General features: G+C 43.2%; 18 protein-coding genes and 1 pseudogene. 6 read left to right on the forward strand and 13 right to left on the reverse strand.

What is annotated here, in order from left to right; all coding sequences use genetic code 11:
* Window positions 1-75: 75 nt before the first annotated feature.
* The 3 genes and pseudogenes from purH to dusB all read right to left on the reverse strand — a co-directional run bounded on the left by purH (window position 76) and on the right by dusB (window position 3032).
* Window positions 76-1666 (reverse strand): annotated as a pseudogene (purH, locus tag ACU6U9_RS10790) (bifunctional phosphoribosylaminoimidazolecarboxamide formyltransferase/IMP cyclohydrolase).
* Window positions 1667-1746: 80 nt separating this feature from the next.
* The gene (fis, locus tag ACU6U9_RS10795) at window positions 1747-2013 is read right to left on the reverse strand and encodes a DNA-binding transcriptional regulator Fis (RefSeq protein WP_283788025.1); all 267 of its coding nucleotides are present in this window, start codon (window positions 2011-2013) and stop codon (window positions 1747-1749) included.
* Between the two features lie 32 nt (window positions 2014-2045).
* Window positions 2046-3032, reverse strand: a complete 987-nt coding sequence (gene dusB, locus ACU6U9_RS10800) for a tRNA dihydrouridine synthase DusB (protein ID WP_446735085.1) — start codon at window positions 3030-3032, stop codon at window positions 2046-2048.
* A 156-nt stretch (window positions 3033-3188) separates the two neighbouring features.
* Here dusB and ACU6U9_RS10805 point away from each other — a divergent pair, with 156 nt between their 5' ends.
* The gene (locus ACU6U9_RS10805; protein WP_446735020.1) at window positions 3189-4409 is read left to right on the forward strand and encodes a flavin-containing monooxygenase; all 1221 of its coding nucleotides are present in this window, start codon (window positions 3189-3191) and stop codon (window positions 4407-4409) included.
* Here the strand turns inward: ACU6U9_RS10805 and ACU6U9_RS10810 are convergent.
* The 4 genes from ACU6U9_RS10810 to ACU6U9_RS10825 form a co-directional block, all read right to left on the reverse strand.
* The gene (locus ACU6U9_RS10810) at window positions 4406-5539 is read right to left on the reverse strand and encodes a dihydrolipoamide acetyltransferase family protein (RefSeq protein ID WP_446735021.1); all 1134 of its coding nucleotides are present in this window, start codon (window positions 5537-5539) and stop codon (window positions 4406-4408) included. The genes ACU6U9_RS10805 and ACU6U9_RS10810 overlap by 4 nt on opposite strands.
* Window positions 5540-6056: 517 nt before the next feature.
* Window positions 6057-7085 carry an alpha-ketoacid dehydrogenase subunit beta gene (locus ACU6U9_RS10815; RefSeq protein ID WP_446735022.1) on the reverse strand — a complete coding sequence of 343 codons (1029 nt, stop codon included), beginning with the start codon at window positions 7083-7085 and terminating at the stop codon, window positions 6057-6059.
* A 26-nt stretch (window positions 7086-7111) separates the two neighbouring features.
* Window positions 7112-8224 (reverse strand): pyruvate dehydrogenase (acetyl-transferring) E1 component subunit alpha, encoded by a 1113-nt coding sequence (pdhA, locus tag ACU6U9_RS10820; RefSeq protein WP_446735023.1) that lies wholly within the window; start codon window positions 8222-8224, stop codon window positions 7112-7114.
* Window positions 8221-9267: a Glu/Leu/Phe/Val dehydrogenase dimerization domain-containing protein gene (locus tag ACU6U9_RS10825; protein WP_446735024.1), complete on the reverse strand. Its 1047-nt coding sequence runs from the start codon at window positions 9265-9267 to the stop codon at window positions 8221-8223. The genes pdhA and ACU6U9_RS10825 overlap by 4 nt, the downstream gene beginning before the upstream one ends.
* Before the next feature lie 938 nt (window positions 9268-10205).
* Between ACU6U9_RS10825 and ACU6U9_RS10830 the strand changes: the two genes are divergently transcribed.
* Genes ACU6U9_RS10830 through galU form a run of 5 tightly spaced genes read left to right on the forward strand, consistent with a single transcriptional unit; the run spans window position 10206 to window position 15841 of the window.
* On the forward strand, window positions 10206-11972 hold the full coding sequence (locus ACU6U9_RS10830; protein WP_446735025.1) for an HAD-IIB family hydrolase: 1767 nt from the start codon (window positions 10206-10208) through the stop codon (window positions 11970-11972).
* Entirely contained in the window at window positions 11965-13197 is a 1233-nt protein-coding gene (locus tag ACU6U9_RS10835) for a glycosyl transferase (RefSeq protein ID WP_446735026.1), read from the forward strand. The genes ACU6U9_RS10830 and ACU6U9_RS10835 overlap by 8 nt, the downstream gene beginning before the upstream one ends.
* A gap of 10 nt (window positions 13198-13207) precedes the next feature.
* Window positions 13208-14389, forward strand: coding sequence for an alpha-amylase family glycosyl hydrolase (locus ACU6U9_RS10840; RefSeq protein ID WP_446735027.1), 1182 nt, complete (start codon window positions 13208-13210; stop codon window positions 14387-14389).
* The gene (locus tag ACU6U9_RS10845) at window positions 14361-14960 is read left to right on the forward strand and encodes an alpha-glucosidase C-terminal domain-containing protein (RefSeq protein ID WP_446735028.1); all 600 of its coding nucleotides are present in this window, start codon (window positions 14361-14363) and stop codon (window positions 14958-14960) included. Before ACU6U9_RS10840 ends, ACU6U9_RS10845 begins: the two co-directional genes overlap by 29 nt.
* Before the next feature lie 14 nt (window positions 14961-14974).
* Window positions 14975-15841, forward strand: coding sequence for a UTP--glucose-1-phosphate uridylyltransferase GalU (gene galU / locus ACU6U9_RS10850; protein WP_446735029.1), 867 nt, complete (start codon window positions 14975-14977; stop codon window positions 15839-15841).
* Window positions 15842-15909: 68 nt separating this feature from the next.
* On the opposite strand, the gene ACU6U9_RS10855 is transcribed toward galU, so the two are convergent.
* The 6 genes from ACU6U9_RS10855 to ACU6U9_RS10880 all read right to left on the reverse strand — a co-directional run bounded on the left by ACU6U9_RS10855 (window position 15910) and on the right by ACU6U9_RS10880 (window position 22398).
* Window positions 15910-16209, reverse strand: coding sequence for a DUF6482 family protein (locus tag ACU6U9_RS10855; protein WP_446735030.1), 300 nt, complete (start codon window positions 16207-16209; stop codon window positions 15910-15912).
* 177 nt (window positions 16210-16386) lie between these two features.
* Window positions 16387-16809 (reverse strand): pilin, encoded by a 423-nt coding sequence (locus ACU6U9_RS10860; protein WP_446735031.1) that lies wholly within the window; start codon window positions 16807-16809, stop codon window positions 16387-16389.
* Window positions 16810-17027: 218 nt separating this feature from the next.
* A complete protein-coding gene (mutL, locus tag ACU6U9_RS10865; RefSeq protein WP_446735032.1) occupies window positions 17028-18962 on the reverse strand; it encodes a DNA mismatch repair endonuclease MutL in 1935 nt (644 codons plus the stop codon).
* Window positions 18963-18997: 35 nt separating this feature from the next.
* A complete protein-coding gene (locus tag ACU6U9_RS10870) occupies window positions 18998-20296 on the reverse strand; it encodes an N-acetylmuramoyl-L-alanine amidase (protein WP_446735051.1) in 1299 nt (432 codons plus the stop codon).
* Window positions 20297-20364: 68 nt separating this feature from the next.
* Window positions 20365-20811, reverse strand: a complete 447-nt coding sequence (gene tsaE / locus ACU6U9_RS10875) for a tRNA (adenosine(37)-N6)-threonylcarbamoyltransferase complex ATPase subunit type 1 TsaE (RefSeq protein WP_446735033.1) — start codon at window positions 20809-20811, stop codon at window positions 20365-20367.
* 51 nt (window positions 20812-20862) lie between these two features.
* The gene (locus tag ACU6U9_RS10880; RefSeq protein WP_446733764.1) at window positions 20863-22398 is read right to left on the reverse strand and encodes an NAD(P)H-hydrate dehydratase; all 1536 of its coding nucleotides are present in this window, start codon (window positions 22396-22398) and stop codon (window positions 20863-20865) included.
* Window positions 22399-22619 lie beyond the last annotated feature (221 nt).

The following is a 22619-nucleotide window of genomic DNA, read 5'->3' on the forward strand; positions in this document are numbered from 1 at the left end:
TAAATGGTTTAATGAAATTGAAAATGAAGTGAGAAACGCAAACACATCTTACGTTTCTCATCTCACATCTTTCGATTAATGACGGAAGTGACGCATACCGGTAAACACCATTGCCATGCCCGCTTCATCAGCGGCGGCAATGACTTCTTCATCACGGATCGAGCCACCTGGTTGAATCACAGCCGCAATGCCTACTTTAGCTGCGTTATCAATACCGTCACGGAAAGGGAAGAATGCATCACTTGCCATAACCGAGCCTTTTACTTCAAGGCCAGCATGCTCTGCTTTAATCGCTGCAATACGGGCTGAATTGACGCGGCTCATTTGGCCTGCGCCCACACCGATGGTTTGGCGATTGTTGGCGTAAACAATGGCGTTTGATTTAACAAATTTAGCCACTTTCCATGCGAAGATTAAATCGTGCATTTCTTTTTCAGTCGGCTGACGCTTGGTTACAACGGTTAGGTCTTCCGCTTTGATCATGCCGTTGTCACGTTCTTGTACTAACAAGCCGCCGTTAACGCGCTTGTAGTCAAATGCGTTAGTACGTTCTGCAGGCCATTCGCCCGTTTCGAGAACGCGAACGTTTTTCTTGGCCGCAAGTACCAATTTCGCATCGGCGCTAACAGATGGAGCAATGATTACTTCAACAAATTGACGTTCAGCTATAGACGCGGCCGTGTCGCCATCTAGCTCGCGGTTGAATGCGATGATGCCGCCGAAAGCGGATTCTGTATCGGTTGCAAACGCAAGGTCGTAGGCTTCTTGAATGCCGTTTTCGCTCACCGCGACACCACATGGATTGGCGTGTTTAACGATGACACAAGCCGGTTTAACAAAAGACTTCACACATTCAAGCGCAGCGTCTGTGTCAGCTACGTTGTTGAAAGAAAGTTCTTTACCTTGTACTTGAGTAGCCGTGGCAATAGAGGCTTCTTGTGGGTTGGCTTCAGTGTAGAACGCGGCATTTTGATGCGGGTTCTCACCGTAGCGCATGTCTTGCGCTTTAATAAACTGAGAGTTAAAGGTGCGAGGGAACAGGCCTTTATCTTGTGTGCTTAATACCTCAGCGCTTTGATCAATACGACCAAGGTAGTTAGCAATCATGCCGTCATAAGCGGCAGTGTGTTCAAATGCTTTTAAAGCAAGATCAAAACGCAGTTTAGGGCTTAAACCGTTTTGACTGTTTAATTCGTTTAATACCGCTTGGTAATCGGATGTATTGACAACAATACCCACGTAAGCGTTATTTTTGGCCGCAGAGCGAACCATCGTCGGGCCGCCAATATCGATATTTTCGATGGCGTCTTCCAGTGTGCAATCTGGGTTAGCTGTGGTGGCTTCGAACGGGTATAAGTTAACAACCACTAGATCAATTGGGTTTAATGTCATGTTCAGCCATAATAGCATCGTCTTGACCGCGACGACCTAATACACCGCCGTGAATTTTCGGGTGCAATGTTTTTACACGCCCGTCCATCATTTCAGCAAAACCGGTGTAGTCAGAGACTTCTACCGCGTTAATGCCTTTTTCACAAAGTAATTTATACGTGCCGCCGGTTGATAAAATTTCAACATTTTTATCAGCCAGTGCTTGAGCGAACTCTACGATGCCCGTTTTATCAGAAACACTAATAAGGGCGCGACGAACAGGAGTAATGGTCATAATTGATCAGTTGGTCAGTTTTTAAGATTCACAAAAAATAAACGCTGCACAAGGCAGCGTCAGTTTTTAAACAATGTCGGTTATAGCATACCGAACTGTTTTAATTTTTTACGCAGTGTTCCGCGATTCAAACCAAGCAAAACCGCTGCCTTGGTCTGATTGTCTTTGGTATAGCGCATCACGACTTCTAGTAATGGTGCTTCTACTTCTGACAATACCATTTCGTAAACATCGCTCACTGGCTGACCATCTAATTGTGCGAAGTAGCTTTCTAAGGCTTTTTCAACACTGTCACGCAAGGTTTGCGTGTTTTCAGCTGGTAGTTGAGTGTTGTTGCTGGTTTCCATAGGGTTATTTACCACAGGTGCTTCATGGGTACTCATGCCGCTATTTCCTTCCCCAAAAGTTGATCGAAAAATATGTTTATTAATTCTATTTGTTCTTCCTGGCTTTCGAGTTGATTAAAGCGACGACGAACATCGCGATTATCATCTTGTGCCTGGAGGTACCAACCCACGTGCTTACGTGCGATTCGCACACCGAGGTATGTGCCGTAAAATTCATATAACCCCTGCATATGGTTCAGCAGGATGGTTTTGACTTCTAGTATCTTCGGTGCCGCTAAATGCTGGCCAGTTTTTAAAAAGTGATCAATTTCTCTGAATATCCAAGGACGCCCTTGAGCCGCGCGGCCCAACATAACGCCATCGGCTCCAGTAAAATCGAGCACGGCTTTAGCTTGTTCAGGAGTCGTAATGTCTCCATTGGCTAAAACGGGAATCGATACCATTTGCTTAATGCGCTTGATGGTGTCGTATTCCACTTGTCCTTTATAGCCGCAGCTGCGTGTTCGACCATGAATGGCCAGTGCACGAATACCTGTTTGCTCGGCTAACAATGCAAGATCGGGAGCATTTTTATGTTCTGGTGCCCAACCGGTTCGCATTTTCAATGTTACTGGGACATCTACGGCCTCAACTACGGCTTGTAGTATGTCCTTCACGAGAGGCTCGTCTTTCATCAATGCACTGCCAGCGGCTTTGTTGCACACTTTTTTAGCAGGGCATCCCATATTGATGTCAACGATTTGAGCACCATGTAATACAGCCATTTTGGCCGCATTGGCCATCATGTCAGGATCACCACCGGCAATTTGTACCGATATGGGCTCAATTTCTCCCGTGTGATCTAAGCGAGTTTTGGATTTACGGCTGTTCCATAAATTCACGTCACTTGTGATCATTTCACTCACAACCAAGCCTGCACCCAGTTCACGACAGAGCTGTCGAAAGGGTCGATCTGTGACGCCTGCCATAGGGGCAAGAACCACGGGCGACTCAATTTGGTAAGGGCCAATTTGAAACATGTGTGATAGTTGGTTGTTTTTTGCTCGTTTAAGGGCGGCTATCATACTCGTAAACTCACAGGGGTTAAAGGCTTGACAGGGCATGTTTTAAGCAAATTGTTGATTAAATTTTCCACAGAAATTGAGACAAAATTGTCAAGGGGAAAGCAACGTTTTTTGAGGATATTTTACCAGCTTAGTGGCAATCTTTCGCTGGTTCACGCCAACTGGGACAGCCATCAACAACACTGGCGCGTTGAGGCGCTAAACGAACGTACACAAGAGCGTACACATTACACCTGCAATTTTTTAATCCCCTGTACTGGCTATTACAATTATGACCAAGGCTACCAACCAGTATTTAAAAACCAAGACGCTTTTAAGGGCGTATTTGTTCATCCGCAAAAATGGCCTGACAACTTAGACTATACGGATAAAAAAGTGGTGGTCATTGGCAGTGGTGCCACTGCCGTAACCATTGTGCCCGCCATGAGTGACCAAGCAGAACATGTCACCATGTTACAGCGTTCCCCTTCATATATTTTTTCTGTACCGTCTATTGATTCAGTATCAAATATCTTAAATAAGATATTACCTAAACGCTGGGTCTTTTCGATGGCCCGTACTCGTAATATTTTGTTACAACGCACGCTATATAAACTCGCTAAACGCTGGCCTAATGTTGTAAAAAAAATATTATTACGATCGGTAAAAGGGAACCTAACAACGGGTTTTGATATGAGTCACTTTACACCTCATTATCAACCATGGGACCAACGCCTTTGCGCAATACCTGATGGGGATTTATTTACCGCTATTAATTCAGGTAAAGCCAGCATAACAACCGATACCATCGAAGAATTTACAGCAACAGGTATTCAGCTTGCGTCAGGTAAACACATTGATGCCGATATTATCATCAGTGCAACGGGCTTAAACTTGCAGGTATTAGGTGGTATGTCGTTAAGTCTTGATAATAAGCCGTTAGATTTAAGTCACCATATGACTTATAAAGGCGTGTTGGCCGAAAATATACCCAACATCGCTTGGATCTTTGGTTACATCAATGCGCCATGGACCTTAAAAGCGGATTTGTCTGCTCGTTATTTATGTCGTTTATTTAATTATATGGATAAACATCATCATCATGTTGCCAAACCTTTTAACCAAACAGAAAAACCATTAGATGAAACCGTGATGGATGAAATGGCATCGGGTTATGTTGTCCGATCAAAAGACGTATTACCTCGCCAAGGTCAGTCACACCCTTGGCGCATATTACACAAATACGAAATAGATAAAAAAACATTGTTAAAAGAAACCATCAACGATGGTATTTTACAATTTGAAAGCAAACACAAAACAGAAAAAGAGAACACAGAAAGTGAAGCCTGTTAGTCAACACTTTTGCGCTTAAGGTCATCCATGAGTGCTTTAAGAAATCGTGCGGCTTCTCCCCCTGTTACCGCACGGTGATCAAAGGTGATCGATAACGGCAATATGGGGTGCAATAGAGCCTGCCCTTCGTATGCGACAACTTCGTAGCGTATGCCACCCGCCCCAATGATGGTGACCTGTGGTGGCACCACAACTGGATTCGCATATTTACCAGCCAGTGTGCCAAAATTGCTTAATGTAATTGTCGCCCCCTGCATTTCTTGCGGGGGGATTTTTCGACTTTTAACCGCATTTCTTAACGCGTTTAATCCGCTGCGTAAATCGGTTAAATCTCGTTTACCAATATTGCGTAACACAGGTACAAACAAACCTTGCTCGGTATCTACCGCAATACCTAAATCAATGTGTTCTAATATTCTGCGTGATAGTTGTTCGCCATCAAACCAAATATTCAAATTAGGCTCTGCCACGCAGGCATGCGCAATTGCATGTACCAGACGCATGGTAATATCTTGCGGAGGTTCTGTTTTAACGTCATACCATTGATGTACATCGACATCGTCATGCAATGTAACCGGCACCACTTGTGCGTGACTCATAGCCATATTTTTAGCCATGGCTTTACGCACGCCTTTTAAGGATTCACTTTGTCCGATATCAGAGTTAAGTTTTGCTGCTTTTTCTACATCTAAACTGGTTATGCGACCGTCTTCTCCCGTGGCACCAATATGAGATAAATCCACATTTAGGCGTTTGGCTAATGCACGTACACTGGGTGTCGCTTTGATCGATTGCTGTGTATGAGTATGATGAGCGCTGCCCACAATGAAATCATCTTTGCTTTCATGCTTTGCACTTAATGATAAATCACCCACAACCGTGCCTGAATCGTCTTGCTCGCCTTGATATTCAACCAATGGCTCACCAATGTGCACCACATCACCAGGCTCAGCAAATAAGGCACTGATTACACCCGCTTGTGGCGACGGTACTTCAACAATGGCTTTAGCCGTTTCAACCGATACCATCAGCTGATCAACCGTAACCGTGTCCCCTGCTTTAACATGCCATTCAACTATTTCCGCTTCGCTTAGGCCTTCCCCTAGATCCGGCAATTTGAAATATTTCATGAGCGATTCCCTTTGAATTTCAGCCAATTATGCTTTGTAATTAGAATGTAAAACTAAGTTTTATTAAGATGGTTTCCACTATTAATTCTTACCGACAACAATACCCTGCACTCTCATGTCACTAATAGAACACACTAGCCCCCTACATTGATAATCAATAAATTGTAGGAGGGTGCCCCGCGCCCGACAATTTTCACCCATTAAACATCTAATGCATTCGTTCATATAAAAGAGAACACTAGCAACTTCTTACATTGCTAATCGATAAATTGTACGAGGGTGCCCCGTGCCCGAAATTTTCATCAATTACACATCTAATGCATTCGTTCATATCAAGGAAAACACTAGCAACTTCCTAAATTTCTAATCGATAAATTGTAGGAGGGTGCCCGCGCCCGACAATTTTCACCCATTACATATCTAATACATTCGTTCATATCAAGGAAAACACTAGCAACTTCCTATATTGCTAATCGATAAATTGTACGAAGGTGCCCCCGCGCCCGATAAATTGCAATTATTTTTCAGCCAAACATTTATCCACCGCTGCCACTATGTCGTGACTATTCGGCAAATAATAATGTTCATTTTTAAAGTACGGCATGTGGGTATCAAAACCGGTAACTCGTTGCACAGGTGCCAATAAATTTAAAAAACATTTTTCGCTCACTTGCGCCGCAATTTCAGCGCCCACTGCAAATGAGCGAGCGGCTTCATGTACAATAACGCAGCGTCCAGTATTGACCACCGACATAATAATCGTGCGCATGTCTAACGGTTTAATGGTTGCCACATCAATCACTTCGGCCGATATTCCTTTTTCAGCTAATGCATCTGCCGCCTCTAAGGTGTCGGCGATGCACGCTCCCCAGCTAATTAATGTGACATCGGTACCTGTGCGTAATGTAAAACAGGTATCTAACGGTAAAGCCTCACCATTATTAATAATGCTTTGCTTACTGCCGCGGTAAATTCGTTTGGGTTCAAGAAATACCACCGGATCAGGGTTGCGGATTGCGGCTAACAACAAACCATAAGCACGAGCTGGCGATGAAGGAATCACAACACGAATGCCTGGCGTATGAGCAATTAATGCTTCAGTACTTTCACTGTGATGCTCTGGTGCATGAATCCCCCCGCCAAACGGGGCTCGCAATACCATTGGGCAACTCATGCGACCACGCGTGCGATTACGCATGCGCGCGGCGTGACAAAATAAATGTTCAAACGCAGGAAAAATAAACCCCATAAATTGAATTTCAGCCACTGGTTTTAAACCTTGTGAGGCCATGCCGATAGACATCCCCGCGATTAAGGCTTCAGCCAATGGCGTGTCCATTACACGCTTAAAACCAAACTGTTCTTTTAAACCCGATGTAGCCCGAAATACGCCGCCATTAGTGCCCACGTCTTCGCCCAGCACCACAACCGATTCGTCATGTTGCATTTCATAATGCAATGCAAGATTGACCGCCTCAAGTAATACGCAATCCACTTTGTCAGCTTGGATTGATGCATGATTTGCTTGTTCGTTAGTATGTGACATAAACACCTCCACCTATATCCAATCCGTTAATGCTGATTACGTGCAAGTTTATCGGCTAATAAATCCAATTGTTCGTTCATCACTTCTGGCCAATCTTGGTATAAGTGATCAAACATGCTTTCTGCTGGTTCTTTTTCTGTTTTTAAATATTCTTGTACGGCCTCATCTACTTTATGACTGCACTCGCTTTGCCATGCTTTTTCTTGTTCGCCATCCCAAAGATTTAATGCCACTAACGCATTTTGTAAACGCTTAATAGGTTCATTTAGCCACGCTTCTTTGACTTCTTCGTTTGAGCGATAGCGACTCGCGTCATCGGCGGTGGTGTGATCGCCCAAGCGATATGTCATAGCTTCAATCAATGTGGCCCCTTTATGTTCTTTCGCCCGTTCACGAGCCTCTAGCATGGCTTGATAAACAGCAAGTACATCATTGCCGTCTACTTGTACGCCATGAATGCCCGCGCCAATGGCTTTTTGTGCAAGTGTTGGCGCACCACATTGCATATCGCGAGGTACCGATATGGCATATTGATTATTGTTAACCAGAACCACCATGGGTAGCTGCCATGCACCCGCCACATTTAAACTTTCAAAAAAATCTCCTTTTGATGTACCACCATCACCAATGGTCACAACCGCAAGCTGTTCTTGGCCTTTAATTTTAAGTGCCGCGGCAGCCCCTGCTGCGTGTGTAATTTGTGTGGCAATCGGCACACAAATAGGAAAGTCTTGTTTAGGCCCATGAGCCGAGCCGCGTTCATCCCCGCCCCAGTATAAAAGTAAATCACTCATTTTATGGCCACGTAATAAATGCGCGCCGTGATCACGATAATATGGCACAAATACATCGTCTTTTTGCAGCGCCATGCCAATGGCAACACCAAATGCTTCTTGCCCTAAACTTGAAGGGAACGTTCCCATTTGACCCGTGCGCTGTAGCGCAATCGCTTTGCTATCAAATACACGATTGAGCACCATGTGTTTATACGATTGCACCAACCATTCATCACTGGCAAATTCTGGCCGTGTACTCAGCCAAGTACCGTCCTTGTCTAAAAACTGGATGCGCTGCAATGAAAATTGGATTAATGGGCTATGACCCTGAACACTGACCGGTGTCGGTTTCATCATTTTCATACCGCCTCCAAAACCCAATCAGGCTCAATTGTTTCGCTGTATAAAATTTTCTCAGCCATTTCATTGGCAATAAAATTACAGGGCATATTTTTTTGTTTTGATAACACAAATATTTTATCAAGCGTATCTTTTAGTTTATTCACCTCATGAGTTATTTGATCATGATTCATTCCTCGATAACTAGACGAGGCAAACACGAGCCCACCGCTATTAATTACATAATCCGGGGCGTATAAGATATTCCTGTCATGTATTAATTGAGCCACGTCATCGTGGGCTAATTGATTATTGGCACAACCTGCAATAATTTTGCATTTTAGTAATGAGAGTGTTGTTTCATTCAGTACGCCACCTAACCCGCATGGACTAAAGACATCACAAGGCTGTTGATAAATTTCATTGGCGCGCACCACTTTTGCAGAAAATTGCTTCTGCGCCAGTTTGGTTCTTCTTTCATCAACATCACACACAATTAATTGACAACCGGCATCGTGCAAGTGACCTGCAAGTGCAAAACCCACATGCCCTAAGCCTTGAATCGCAACAGTTATCCCACTTAGTGATTGCTTCATTAAAAAACGCACGGCTGTTTCAATGCCAATCAACATACCATGGGCGGTAGAAGGAGACGGATCACCTATATTGCTTGAGCTGCTCACAAAGGGGGTCTGGCTTCTTATGGTGTCCATATCAGACACCTGAGTGCCGCTATCCATGGCCGAGATATAACGACCACCTAAACTATGAACAAATTGCCCAAACTGTTTGAACAATGCCTCGCGGTCAAAGTCCCCTTTTGGCTTCATGATAACCGCTTTACCGCCACCTTGGGGCACACGCGCTAAAGCAGCCTTATAGCTCATACCTCGGGCTAAGCGCATAGCATCTTCTATGGCATCTATTTCACTGCTGTATTCGATAAATCGGCATCCGCCTAGAGCTGGCCCTAAACGTAAATTATGAAGTGCAACAACGGCATTGAGCGGGCCTTGCTGACAAAAGTGTAACTCTTGCACTGCTTGCGTGTGCATATTCGAGAACATACGCCGGACTCCCTTGTGAGGTTTACGACACAATGTATATGTGATGCAGCATTAACTGCGAATCCCTTTTGGGGATATATTTCAGTTTAGACACAAGCCTGTCAGAAAGTCTTATAAAAATTAGGATCGAGATTGAATGTATCTAAAGAAGATTTTTTAAGATGAAAAATGAATATCAAAGTGTCATTTATGCTTTAAAATCACGACGATTTACGCCACCTAAAAACGCGTCACACAACAAGGTGTAAATTAAAACATTATGTTCACGCGATAAAACATCTCAATTGAATGATTCTACTGTTATCTCAACAATTTAATTTTTCACTAATGGGCTTACCTACGTTTCATTCTACAGAAATGGCCCATTTTGTCTGCTCGATGGCAACCGTTACGAACGCAAAAATTAAAACGCTCTGCTCACGTACCCAATACCAACATAAAAACGTGTGTTAATTAAAGATATTATTTTTCGATGTCTTCAGCCTGCTCTAGTAGCACAGACGTAATCCTTTATTTTTTTATATAATATCACTAACAAACCCGAGTGTAATTGTGCTCTGGCTGTTTGAATTTCAATGCCCTTTCTATTTTATCATTTTTTCCGCGCTATAAAACATGCTGCTTCCTTTTTTCATTGACACAATATAATTGGCTTCAACTAAGCGATCATCCTACTACTAAGCGACGATCTATGGTCCAACCGCTCTCTGCATGAGCGGTAAGGTTCACAAAATTTAAAACCGCACTATTTAAAACAGACTTGAATCAAAGACATTTACATTCGAAATAACAAAATAGACATAAGTGCATAATTTAAAAAATCCAACATTATTAGGCATTTCATATACATAAAGTAATATTTGTTTTGATGGGGCACAGATATTGCTCTGAATAAATAAGCCAGTAAAAACTCAATAAATACAGGCAGTTAATTAAGTATGAGCCAATTAGAATTATCAAGATTTGTGCAAAAGCATCAGCTAGGGCGTGAGTATATCCGCCAAGTAGCGGATTATTTTGCACCACTGGCCAGAGAAATAGTTAACCTGCACCAAAATAAAAAAAAACCAATCATAGTGACCATTAATGGTGCGCAGGGTTCGGGTAAAAGCACATTATCTGAACTTCTTGTGGAAATTTTCCAACAAAAATATGCACTGCATGGGGTTGCTCTGTCATTAGATGATTTTTATTACACACATACTGAGCGTCAGCACTTAGCTCATACCATTCACCCGCTATTCGCCACCAGAGGCGTACCGGGCACCCATGATATTTTGCTCGCCAATGAAACATTAGATCACTTAATGTCACACAACGGTGCGCAAACCATTTATGTCCCGCGCTTTAATAAAGCTATAGATGATCGCTTTGACGAAAAAGACTGGAGCCCGATTACCAAAAAACCAAATATTATTATTTTAGAAGGCTGGTGTGTAGGTGCATCTGCTCAAGCCCCTCAACAACTCATACAACCCATCAACGATTTAGAAGCGCAAGAAGATCAACAAACGTTATGGCGCAGCCATGTCAATGAACAACTTAAAATGCAATACGAGCCGCTATTTTCTCGGTCTGACTGTACTATTATGCTTAAAGCGCCCAGTTTTGAATGTGTCTTTAATTGGCGCTTAGAACAAGAAGATAAATTAGTACGCAATTTAAAAAAAACGAATACTCAAACTATTCGTACGATGAATGAAAATGATATTAAGCGTTTCATACAGCACTACCAAAGGCTCACTGAGCATTTACTCGCCACGCTCCCAAATACAGCTCAGTATGTTTTTACATTAAACACAAAAAGAAAAATCATAAAACGCGACAAACAATCACAATTCAATGACCTAATAATTAAGCCCCTTATTTTCACCGATCTTGATGGTACACTCTTAGATCACCACAGCTATTCCCATCAAGCAGCTGATATAGCCTTGGCTTATTTAGAACAAAACAACATCCCCGTGATTCCTTGCAGCAGTAAGACCCAATTAGAAATCGAAAAACTACGTCATGATTTAAACAACAAACACCCTTTTATTATTGAAAATGGCGCGGCTGTTTTTATACCAAAAGACTATTTTACGTCTCAACCAGAAGACACTATTGAAGATGAAAATTACTGGATAAAATCATTTGTGCAACCACATGATCACTGGGTTCGTCAACTCAATACCATGCGCGATGAATTTAACGGTTTATACAAACCCTTTAGTGAAATGACCATAGAAGAAATAGCACAAGCAACCGACTTATCATTAGAGCAAGCAAGCTTAGCCGCCAAGCGTCAATACGGTGAGCCTGTTTTATGGCTAGGCAGTCACGAACAAAAAAACAACTTTATTCGCACATTAAAAAATAAGGGTGTAACGGTTTTACAAGGTGGGCGGTTTTTACATATCTGTGGAAATGCCAACAAAGGTAACGCACTTTTATGGTTAGCAAATACCTATCAAACACGGCTGAATCAGGACTACATCACCATTAGTATTGGTGATAGCCATAACGATCGCGAAATGCTCGACATGGCCGACAACGCCCTCATTATTCGCTCACCCGTTCACGATCTACCGCCATTATCTCGTATTGATCGCGTCACCATATCCGATGCGCTTGGACCTCAAGGCTGGGCACAAGGCGTTAATCGTATTTTAGATTCAATTTTTCTCGTGCAATTAATTAAAATAGGGGAACACCATGGCTGATTTTTATCAGAATGGCATCATCACCACGCTGCATAATTTAACTGATCGACACCTTGCCGATTTAGAAAACGATCTTGTGAGCTTTAACAAGCAAAGACCTATAGGCTTATTACTCCCCTCTTTATTTTCTGAACTTGAAGGTGAAGCGCTACCTAATATCGTCGAGCATATAAAACATGTGCCCTACTTAAGCGAAATTGTGATTGGTTTAGACCGTGCAGATGAAGATCAATACATGCATGCGCTAAAATTCTTTTCAACCTTACCTCAACATCACCGTGTACTGTGGAATGACGGTCCACGTTTAAAAGCCCTAGATTCACAACTGCAAGAAATGGGTTTAGCTCCAAAAGAAATGGGCAAAGGCCGTAATGTTTGGTACTGCATGGGTTACATGCTTTCATCTGGTAAAGCCGAATCCATTGCATTGCATGATTGCGACATTGTCACCTACACAAGCGAATTGCTTGCTCGCTTAGTATACCCAGTTGCAAACCCCTCTTTTAATTATGAATTCTGTAAAGGCTATTACGCTCGTATTGCAAGTGGCAAACTCAATGGCCGCGTTAGCCGATTACTCGTGACCCCCTTATTAAGAGCACTTAAATCCGTGGTTAAAGACAATGAAGAATATCTTAACTACATGGATAGCTTCCGCTATCCATTGGCAGGGGAATTTTCATTTAGACGAGACGTATTAAACGATATACGGATTCCGAGTGACTGGGGGTTAGAAATTGGCGTGCTATCGGAGATGCACCGCAACTATGCAAACAATCGTCTTTGCCAAGTGGATATCGCAAAAATATATGACCATAAACATCAGGACTTATCATTGAGTGACCAGCAAGCGGGTTTATCAAAAATGTCCATTGATATAGCCAAAGCTCTGTTTCGAAAACTGGCAACAAAAGGCACCGTTTTTAACGAAGAAACTTTCCGCACTATTAAGGCCAGTTATTTTCGTATTGCATTAGATTTTGTCGAAACATATCGCAATGACGCAATCATGAATGGACTTAATTTTGATATTCACCAAGAAGAAGAAGCGGTTGAAATGTTCGCGAGAAATATCATGGATGCAGGCAAACGCTTTTTAGATAACCCCATGGAAACCCCTTTTATACCAAGTTGGAGCCGAGTGCAAAGTGCTATACCCGATATTTTCGAGCGACTGTATCAAGCGGTTGAAGAAGATCACGCTGAGTTCACGTCTAAGCTATAGGGTAAAGATTATGATGGATGCACACACCAAAGCACTACTCGAATCTAAAATACATCATCACTTGCAAGCCATTTATGGTGATGCTCAAACACCATCGGCTTTAGGGGAGTTAACTCAAGAACTCATCGATATCATGCGCTTCAAACAACATTATGAAGCGGTTTCGCCCCATCAAAATTACTGGACCGAAGAGGATGTGGCCGTGATTACCTATGGCCACAGTATTCAAAAAGAAAATGAGGCACCTCTTGCAACCCTGCATCACTTTTTAAACGACTACCTAAAAGACAGTTTTAATAGTGTTCATATATTACCATTTTTTCCTTACAGCGCAGATGATGGGTTTGCGGTTTGCGATTATTATGCAGTGAATCCTGAATTAGGACACTGGCAACACATAGAAAAAATTGCCGATGAATATCGATTAATGGCAGACCTTGTAATTAACCATTGTTCAGATCAAAGCCAATGGTTTAAGAATTTTATTAAAGGTGATGGTATTGGTCATGATTATTTTTATACCACAACAAAAGATGCGCCTGTATCACAAGTCGTTAGACCACGCACATCATCACTGTTACGTGAAACACAAACAGATAAAGGGTTAGAGCATGTCTGGTGTACTTTTAGTCATGAGCAAGTGGACTTAGATTTTTCAAATCCACAAGTATTAAAAGAGTTTATTAATATTATTCGTGATTACCTAGATAAAGGTATTCGAATTTTTCGCTTAGACGCCATTGCTTTTTTGTGGAAAAAACCAGGGACTAATTGCTTAAACTTAGATGAAACCCATGAGGTGGTGCGTTTAATTAGAACACTCATTGAACACACGCAACCCGATAGCATTATCATCACTGAAACCAATATTCCAAATATTGAAAACTTAAGCTATTTTGGTAATGCCAATGAAGCACATTGTGTATATAACTTCTCATTGCCCCCTCTTTTGGTTTACACCTTAGTCAGCGGAAACTGCCGTTACTTAAAACGTTGGTTGATGAGCATGCCACCTGCGCAACATGGCACGACTTATTTTAATTTCATTGCCTCCCATGATGGCATTGGCTTAAGACCCGCCGAAGGCTTATTAAGTGATACTGAACTGGCCACCTTGGTCAGCACAATGCAAAATTTTGGTGGCAAGATTTCATGGCGTGCAGGTGAAAACGGCGTTAAAAACACCCTATGAAGTCAACATTACATTATTTGATGCACTACAAGGCACAGAAAACGGTAAAGACGATTATGCATTAGCGCGTTTTTTATGTGCCCATGGCGTGATGCTCGCTTTAGAGGGCATTCCCGCACTGTATATTCACAGTGTATTAGGTACACATAACGACTATGAAAAACTAGAACGCACGCAGCAAAACCGATCAATAAATCGTCGTGAATGGCAATATGATGAATTGGTTACATTATTAAACGATGATACCAGTCATCACAAACAGGTTTATGAACAGATCACCCAATTAGTTCAACTTCGTCGAAAACAAAAAGCGTTTCACCCTAACGCAACCCAATTTACCTTACATATCGGTGATCATCTTTTTGGTTTTTGGCGACAAAGTATGGACCGCCGTCAAAGTATTTTCTGTATTTATAATATTACCGACCAAGAGCAACCGCTTCTATTATCAGATTTAAATTTGGTGGTCACCCACCACTGGCAAGACCTTATTGGTGGCGTCACGTTTGATAATACCCACGACGCCATCACACTAGAACCTTATCAAATGATGTGGATCGCCAACGTATAAACTAGGAGTGTAAAATGTCTCAAACACAAACCGTCAAAAAATGTTTATTTCCTGTGGCAGGTTATGGTACTCGATTTTTACCCGCCACCAAATCCATGCCGAAAGAAATGCTACCTGTAGTCAATAAACCACTCATCCAATACGCAGTTGAAGAAGCCATGGAAGCGGGCATCAATAAAATGGGGTTCATCACGGGTCGAGGTAAGCGTGCTATCGCCGATTATTTTGATAATAATTATGAACTTGAACACGAGATTGCAGGCAGCAAAAAGGCAGATAATTTAAACGACATTAATAAAGTTATGGACGAGGGGCAGTTTATTTTCATGCGCCAACGTGAAATGTTAGGCCTAGGCCATGCCATTTTAACCGGCGAACCCATTATTGGTAATGAGCCATTCGCAGTTATTTTGGCCGATGATTTATGCGTAGCGCCATTAAAGCAAGATTCAAGTAAATCAACATTAAGAGCCATGGCGCAATTGATTGAGCTATACAACCAATATCAATGTTGCATTGTGGCCATTGAAGAAGTACCAAAATCAGATACCGCAAGCTACGGTATTATTAGCGGTGAAGAAATAGCACCCGGTATTTATGACGTAACCGATATGGTTGAAAAACCCAATCCAGAAAACGCACCTACCAATATGGCCATTATCGGGCGTTACGTATTAACGCCACAGATTTTTGACTATTTACGCGAAACCAAGCCTGGTACGAACGGTGAAGTTCAAATTACGGATGCACTCAAACAAGTCGCAAAAGAAGAACGTGTTATTGCTGTGAAATTTGCAGGTGAGCGTTTTGACTGTGGCAGTGTTGAAGGATTTGTGCAAGCTACAAATTACTTTTTCGAGCACGAATTTAAAAGTGGCTAAACAATAAATATCATAAAATACGCTATAAATAAAAAGGCCTATTTAACGAATGTTAAATAGGCCTTTTATTAATGTATATCAATTGGAATTTCCATTACAGGGCTCATTTCACCTTCTACTGACACACAGGCTTCATCGTAAGGTAACTGCTGATACAATACCGCTGACTTACACTTTAATTTTCGTACAAGTATTTTACCTGCTTCTAAGCTATTACTTACAACTCGTTTACCCTTATTGTCATACACAGCAAAGCGCTCGCCCTTGTCATGTGCATATAATTGATAAGACATGCCACATATACTCACCAGCATAAGTTTATCAACAGGATGATCAAGTTGCTGTATCTCATTCATTGTCATTTTCATACTGACTCACTTAACAGTGTTGATTTAAGCTGTTTACGTGAAATAGATCATTACGGTTTATGACAAAAGTGAAAAAACGATGTTTGTTTGTATCAATACCTTATAAAAATACAAAGCTTTACAACCGGCATTGATAATGCGATGTATCATACCGGTTGTTAAGTCATCTCTTTATATTTATTCTTGGCACTCAAGTGGCAAATATTTTACTTTTATTTTATCACCAAAGCATGCCCATTCTATATCGCCTTCAATGACTTGTGGGCTTAATACAATGTACTGTTTTTCATCGGCTTTATCATTGCCTACATGGGCAGCAATCACACCATTATCATAAACATCTATGCTGTATTTATGCTCTGGATATTCAAGTTCAGCGGCTGTAAATCCTAATTCTTCTACTTTTGTCGGCCAAGCTTGATTAGACATCGCATATTCAACTGCAGGCGCTTGCAGCTCTAGCAAGCGAGTGTAAGCCGCATTAATACGCGCTGTTTCAATATGGTCTTGATATTTATGCATCGTCAACGCAATTAAAATACCAATCACTGTAATCAAAGCGACGATAAAGAAACGCTTCTTTTCATTTATATAAAGCAATTCTATTAAAACCTCATAGGGACTATATGCCAGAATAGTTCAACTAATTAAAACGCGCAAAGAAAGAGGTTCATGCCACAAACCTAGCTTGCTGGTAAATCAAAAATGCAATGCAAGTTGTTATGTTGGGGGTATAAGTGTCATACAAGATAGGAAAAATCGATTAATAATATGAGAGAACTCATTATTTTCAAAATAATGAGTTCTCAATCAGCCTATTATAAAAAAAGCTGACGAGCTTCCTCTGGTGTAGCCACTTCACGGCCTGCATCGCGTGCAACTTTTGCCATAGCCTCGATTAACTGGCCGTTACTGGTGGCCTTTTCACCACCAGGTAAATAAAACGTATCTTCTAGACCCGTACGTAAATTACCACCCAGTTCAGCGACTTTTTTGTGTACGCTCCAAACTTCTTCACGGCCAATCACGGTCGCTTGCCAATGACTGCCCGGTTTTAAATATTTCAAAATAATGGGTAATAGGTCTGGGTCTGCTGGCATGCCAGAATTCACACCCATAACTAAGTTGTAATCTAAGCGGTCCCACATACCCACTTCTTGAAACATGCCGACGCTGCGTACAATACCTAAATCAAAACATTCAAATTCAGGGCGACAGCCTTCTTCTTTACATACTTCTAGCAATTCTTGGATTTTATCCACCGTGTTTTGAAATAACATCGGTGGCCAAGCCCAAGTGCCGTTTGAACGGGTTTTTAAATAGTTAAGTGAGCCAGCATTACACGCTGCAATTTCCGGCTTACCCATTTTAATACAATCAATCGGGCCTTGTTGGTCACGCCCAATGGTGCCGGTTGTGTAGTTAATAATTGGTGGAATTTCTTTATTGCCTGCCGTGTTCATGTCCATGGTCGCCATGGTATTGGTATTAGGCATAGGCTGTGAAAACGAAGAACCACTTGGCACGGCACCGCCTTGATGCAGCTGCCCATAATTTTGCATGTGCTCTTGCACTTGCCCAGGCGCAATCGATTGAGGCGTGTAATTATTTTGCCAAGGATTACCTGTGGCCTGCGCCTGTTGCAATGGCATATTGTTTTGCCCGGCAAACTCACCCGCGGCAATTCCCGTCACGTGTGGCTGGCTGTGCAATTCAGTGTTTGAATCGGCGTTTGGCTCTGGGGTTTCTGGACGCACTTCTCCAAGGGCTTTATGCAACGAGCGGAATAAGAAATCATGCACCAAGCGGCCATCACGAAAGCGAACTTCATGTTTGGTTGGGTGAACGTTTACATCCACCAGCGCCGGGTCTAATTCTAAATACAACACAAACGCGCTGTGGCGGCCATGATATAAAACATCTTGATACGCTTGGCGAATAGCGTGGGCCACAAGTTTGTCACGCACGATACGACCATTTACAAAAAAGTACTGCATATCGGCTTGGCTGCGGCTAAAGGTCGGCAAGCCAACCCAGCCCCATAATCTTAAGCCGGCACCTTCCATTTCGATGCTCACCGCTTCTTTCATAAATTGAGCGTTGAGCAAACTGGCCACCCGTTTTTCTTTATCAAATTCGGATAGGCATGGACGCAAACTGTGGATCACTTTTTGATTGTGACGCAATTGGAATGAGACATCATAACGGCTCAATGCCATGCGCTTAACCACTTCTTCTAAGTGGTTAAATTCGGTTTTTTCGGTACGCAAGAATTTGCGACGAGCAGGCGTGTTAAAAAATAAGTCACGCATTTCAATGGTGGTGCCCACAGGGTGCGCGCACGGTTTAACCTCGGTGGCCATGTCACGGCCTTCGGCTTGCACTTGCCACGCTTCGTCGCTTTCTTGTTCGTGAGAGCTTAATACCAAGCGCGAAACAGACGCAATGGATGCCAATGCTTCGCCGCGAAAACCCAAGCTTTGCACGGACTCTAAATCATCAAGGTCTTTAATTTTACTGGTGGCGTGACGGCTTAACGAAAGCGGAAGGTCGCCTTTTTCAATACCAAAACCATTATCACGGATGCGAATTAACTTAACGCCCCCTTGTTCAATATCCACTTCGATGCGATTAGCACCTGCATCTAGGCTATTTTCAACTAACTCTTTCACCACATTTGCTGGGCGCTCGACAACTTCACCAGCAGCGATTTGGTTAGCAAGACGAGGACTTAAAACTTCGATACGTTTCATGGTGTTCTTTTTGAGTTTGATGAATGTCCAACCCGTTAAGAGGCTGGCACTTTGATCACTTGGCCGACGCGTATGATACTGGTTTTTAAACCATTTAGCTCTTTGAGCGTCGACATGGATGTAGCGTGTCGCTGTGCTATGACAGAGAGCGTATCACCTGGCGCGATGACATATTCTCTTAAGCGATCACTGGTATTACGCACGCTCGCTAGATAGGTACCCGGCGGCGGATACTGCATAAAATAACGCTTGATGCCTTGATAAATCGAGGTGGCCATTCTGCGCTGATACGACGAGGTTTTTAATTTCTTTGCTTCGCCTGGGTTGGATAAAAATCCCGTTTCAATTAACAGTGAAGGAATATCAGGCGACTTTAAAACCGCAAAACCTGCTTGCTCCACCTTACGCTTGTGCAGCTTTGAAACCCCTCCCATGCTGTTAAGCACCATTTGCCCCAAGTCTAGGCTCACACTCAAGCTGGCCGTCATGGACAAATCCAATAGTACACCGGCCAATAAATCTTCTTTGTCGTCTAGGCTGACGCCGCCAACCCCACCGATTAAATCTGATGAGTTTTCTTTATCGGCCAACCAGCGCGCCGCTTCGGATGTGGCGCCTCGCTGCGACAAAGCAAACACGGAACTACCGCTTGCGCGATGACTGCTAAAGGCATCCGCATGAATCGATATAAATAAATCGGCATTCGATGAGCGGGCTTTTTTGGTTCGCTCTCGTAAACCAATGTAGTAATCACCTGTGCGCACTAACACGGGTTTAAAGCCTCGCTCTTTCTTTAATAAAGCCGCCAACTTTTGCGCAATGGCCAATACCACTTTTTTCTCGTAGATCCCACCATGGCCAATGGCACCAGGGTCTTCACCGCCGTGCCCCGCATCAATGGCAATAATAATGTCACGGCTTGTGGCTTGGGTTTGTTTTGCATCCAGTATGGGTTTGGATATGGTTAGTGGTCGCGTGCCGACGTTTCTAGGTAATAAATCTACCACCAGACGATGACTGTATTGATCATTGGGCGCCAGAGGAAAACTCTTGGCATCCACCGCGTGGCGTAAATCCAATACGATGCGCAGGTCTTTTTTATCACGCATGCCCCAACGCACTTTTTTAATGGGGCCAACTTTTAGGTCGAGGTCTTTGAGTGAGTCCAGCATTTTGCTGTTCTCAATATCAATCACCAAGCGATTAGGCGAGCTTAATGGGAAAATTTTATGTTCGAATTTCTCATTTAAATCAAAGACAAGACGTGAGTTATCGGGGGCGTGCCAAAGCCTAACCCCTTGCACATCGGCAAGCGTTAGGCTGGATATTGTCATTAATAAAACGGCTAATACGGTACGCACGTTACTTCTTTTTATTGGAATGAAACTCTATGCCCAAGCCATTAGCTGGGCGCGTCCTGTTTTTCGGAATGACTATTAAACGTCAATTCCCGACCTTGTTGCCAAGGTTCAATCACGATGTCGATATCGGCTTCAGGTAACACACCCGCCCCTTTTTCTGGCCATTCGATTAAGCACAATGTGTCATCTGCAAAATAATCTCGAACCCCCATAAACTCTAATTCTTCTGGGTCTGCTAAGCGGTACAAGTCAAAGTGGTAAACACGCAGGGTACCAAGCTCATAAGGTTCTACCAAGGTGTAAGTGGGGCTTTTTACATTTCCGTTATGACCCAAGCCCTGAATCAAACCGCGGCTCAAAGTGGTTTTCCCCATTCCTAGGTCACCATGTAAGTGAATCACTAAACCGGGCTGTAAAGACTTCGCCTTAGATTGGGTCCAATCTAGCATGGCCTGCTCATCGGTAAACTGCTGTGATATTTGGTCCATCTGTGTCTCTATCTATATGAATGACAATCAATTAATAACGACCGTAATTTGTCAATTTAGCAACTGGCGTAATTCAACTAGCAAATCACTGGCCAGTAAACTACTTTGTCCTTGTTTTGAGCCCTCGTCGGCAGCTGCGCTATGTAAACATACCGCGCCACTGATCACTTGATGGCAATGCTTAGGGAGTGCGTCCAAATGCTGAGCCATAAAGCTGGCGGCGATTCCGGTTAACACATCGCCCATACCGCCACTGGCCATGCCAGGATTACCATCTGTGCAAACGTTAATGCCTTTGTGATCACCCATGATGGAACCTGCGCCTTTTAATACCACATAACTGCTATATCGTTCACTTAATAGCCGTAATGCAGCAAAGCGATCTTGAGCGATTGTTGGTATATCGACCCCTAATAAGCGGGCCGCTTCCCCTGCATGGGGTGTCATCACACTCACTCGCTGCGACAAATTATGCTTAATATTCCCTTGTGCCAGTAAATTCAATGCGTCCGCATCCAGTACAACGGGCAACTGGGTTTGCATCACTTGTTGTAGCATTTGTTGACCCCAGCTACTTTGACCAAGGCCTGGGCCAATGGCTATAACATCCGCTTTGGCCAGCAAAGGTAATAACTGCTGGCCAGACTCGATACCGTGCGCCATGACTTCTGGCTGACGCGCCACAATAGCCGATACATGTTCTGGGCGAGTTGCCACACTGACCCGCCCTGCACCACTGCGCAATGCCGCCGAGGCACTTAAGCTTACCGCGCCCGCCATACCACTATCGCCACCAATAATCAGAACGTGACCAAAATCGCCTTTGTGTGCGGTGACTTTTCTTGGGTGAAAAAACGGCCCTTGTTGAATGCTGTGCCAATTAAGCAAACGCGAACTGGTTTGTAGGTGGGAGCGAACCGTTTTGGGTATCCCCAAATTAGCCATTCGAACTTGCCCAACGTAGTCAGGGGCATCGCCTGTGAATAAACCTTGTTTGTTGAGGAGCATCGTAACGGTGATGTCCGCAATCACAGCAACCTCTGCCACATAACCCGTTGTAGCGTTAACACCGGAAGGCACATCCAATGATAAAACAGGCAACGGACTGTCATTCACTTGCGTAATCAATTCGGCAACGTCTTCACTTGGCGCGCCAGTCATACCAACCCCTAAGAGCGCATCAACGATGACACAATTAGGCTTATACCAATTAATTTGTGCACTTGATATTACGCTTAACCCTGAGGTTATGGCTGCTTCAGCGGCCTGCTTGGCCTCGCCTTCTAAGCGATAAATAGGGCCGTCAAAGACGAGCTGAACATCGATGCCATGCTCTTGTGCAATGCTGGCCATTTCAAAACCGTCGCCGCCGTTGTTACCTTTACCGCATAACATGATGAGCTCTTGCACATTGGGCCATTCACTTAGCATGACAGCAAAAGCCGCTTGAGCCGCCTGTTGCATTAGCGCATAACCAGAAAACCCTAAGTCATCAATACAATGGCGATCTAGCTTTTGGCATTGCTGAGCGGTGTATAGCGCAATTCCCATATCTGATTTCAAGCGCAGTGCTGTTTGTGTCGTCATCCGTGCCTACCACAATCGTAAATAAGCCGATTATACCTGCATCACGCAAGTTCTCCATGGTTCAAATTAAAGGAGCGTTTACTCGTTTTTAAGAAAAATTGACGCCATGAATGATTTATTATCCAATTCGCGCCTTTGTGCTGATTGAAATTTAATGGATTAAAATGAAAGCCATTCTACTCGTTTTAACATTGTGTACCGCTCAACTAAGCTGGGCGTTG

It is taken from the genome of Pseudomonas sp. HK3, from assembly GCF_052920985.1.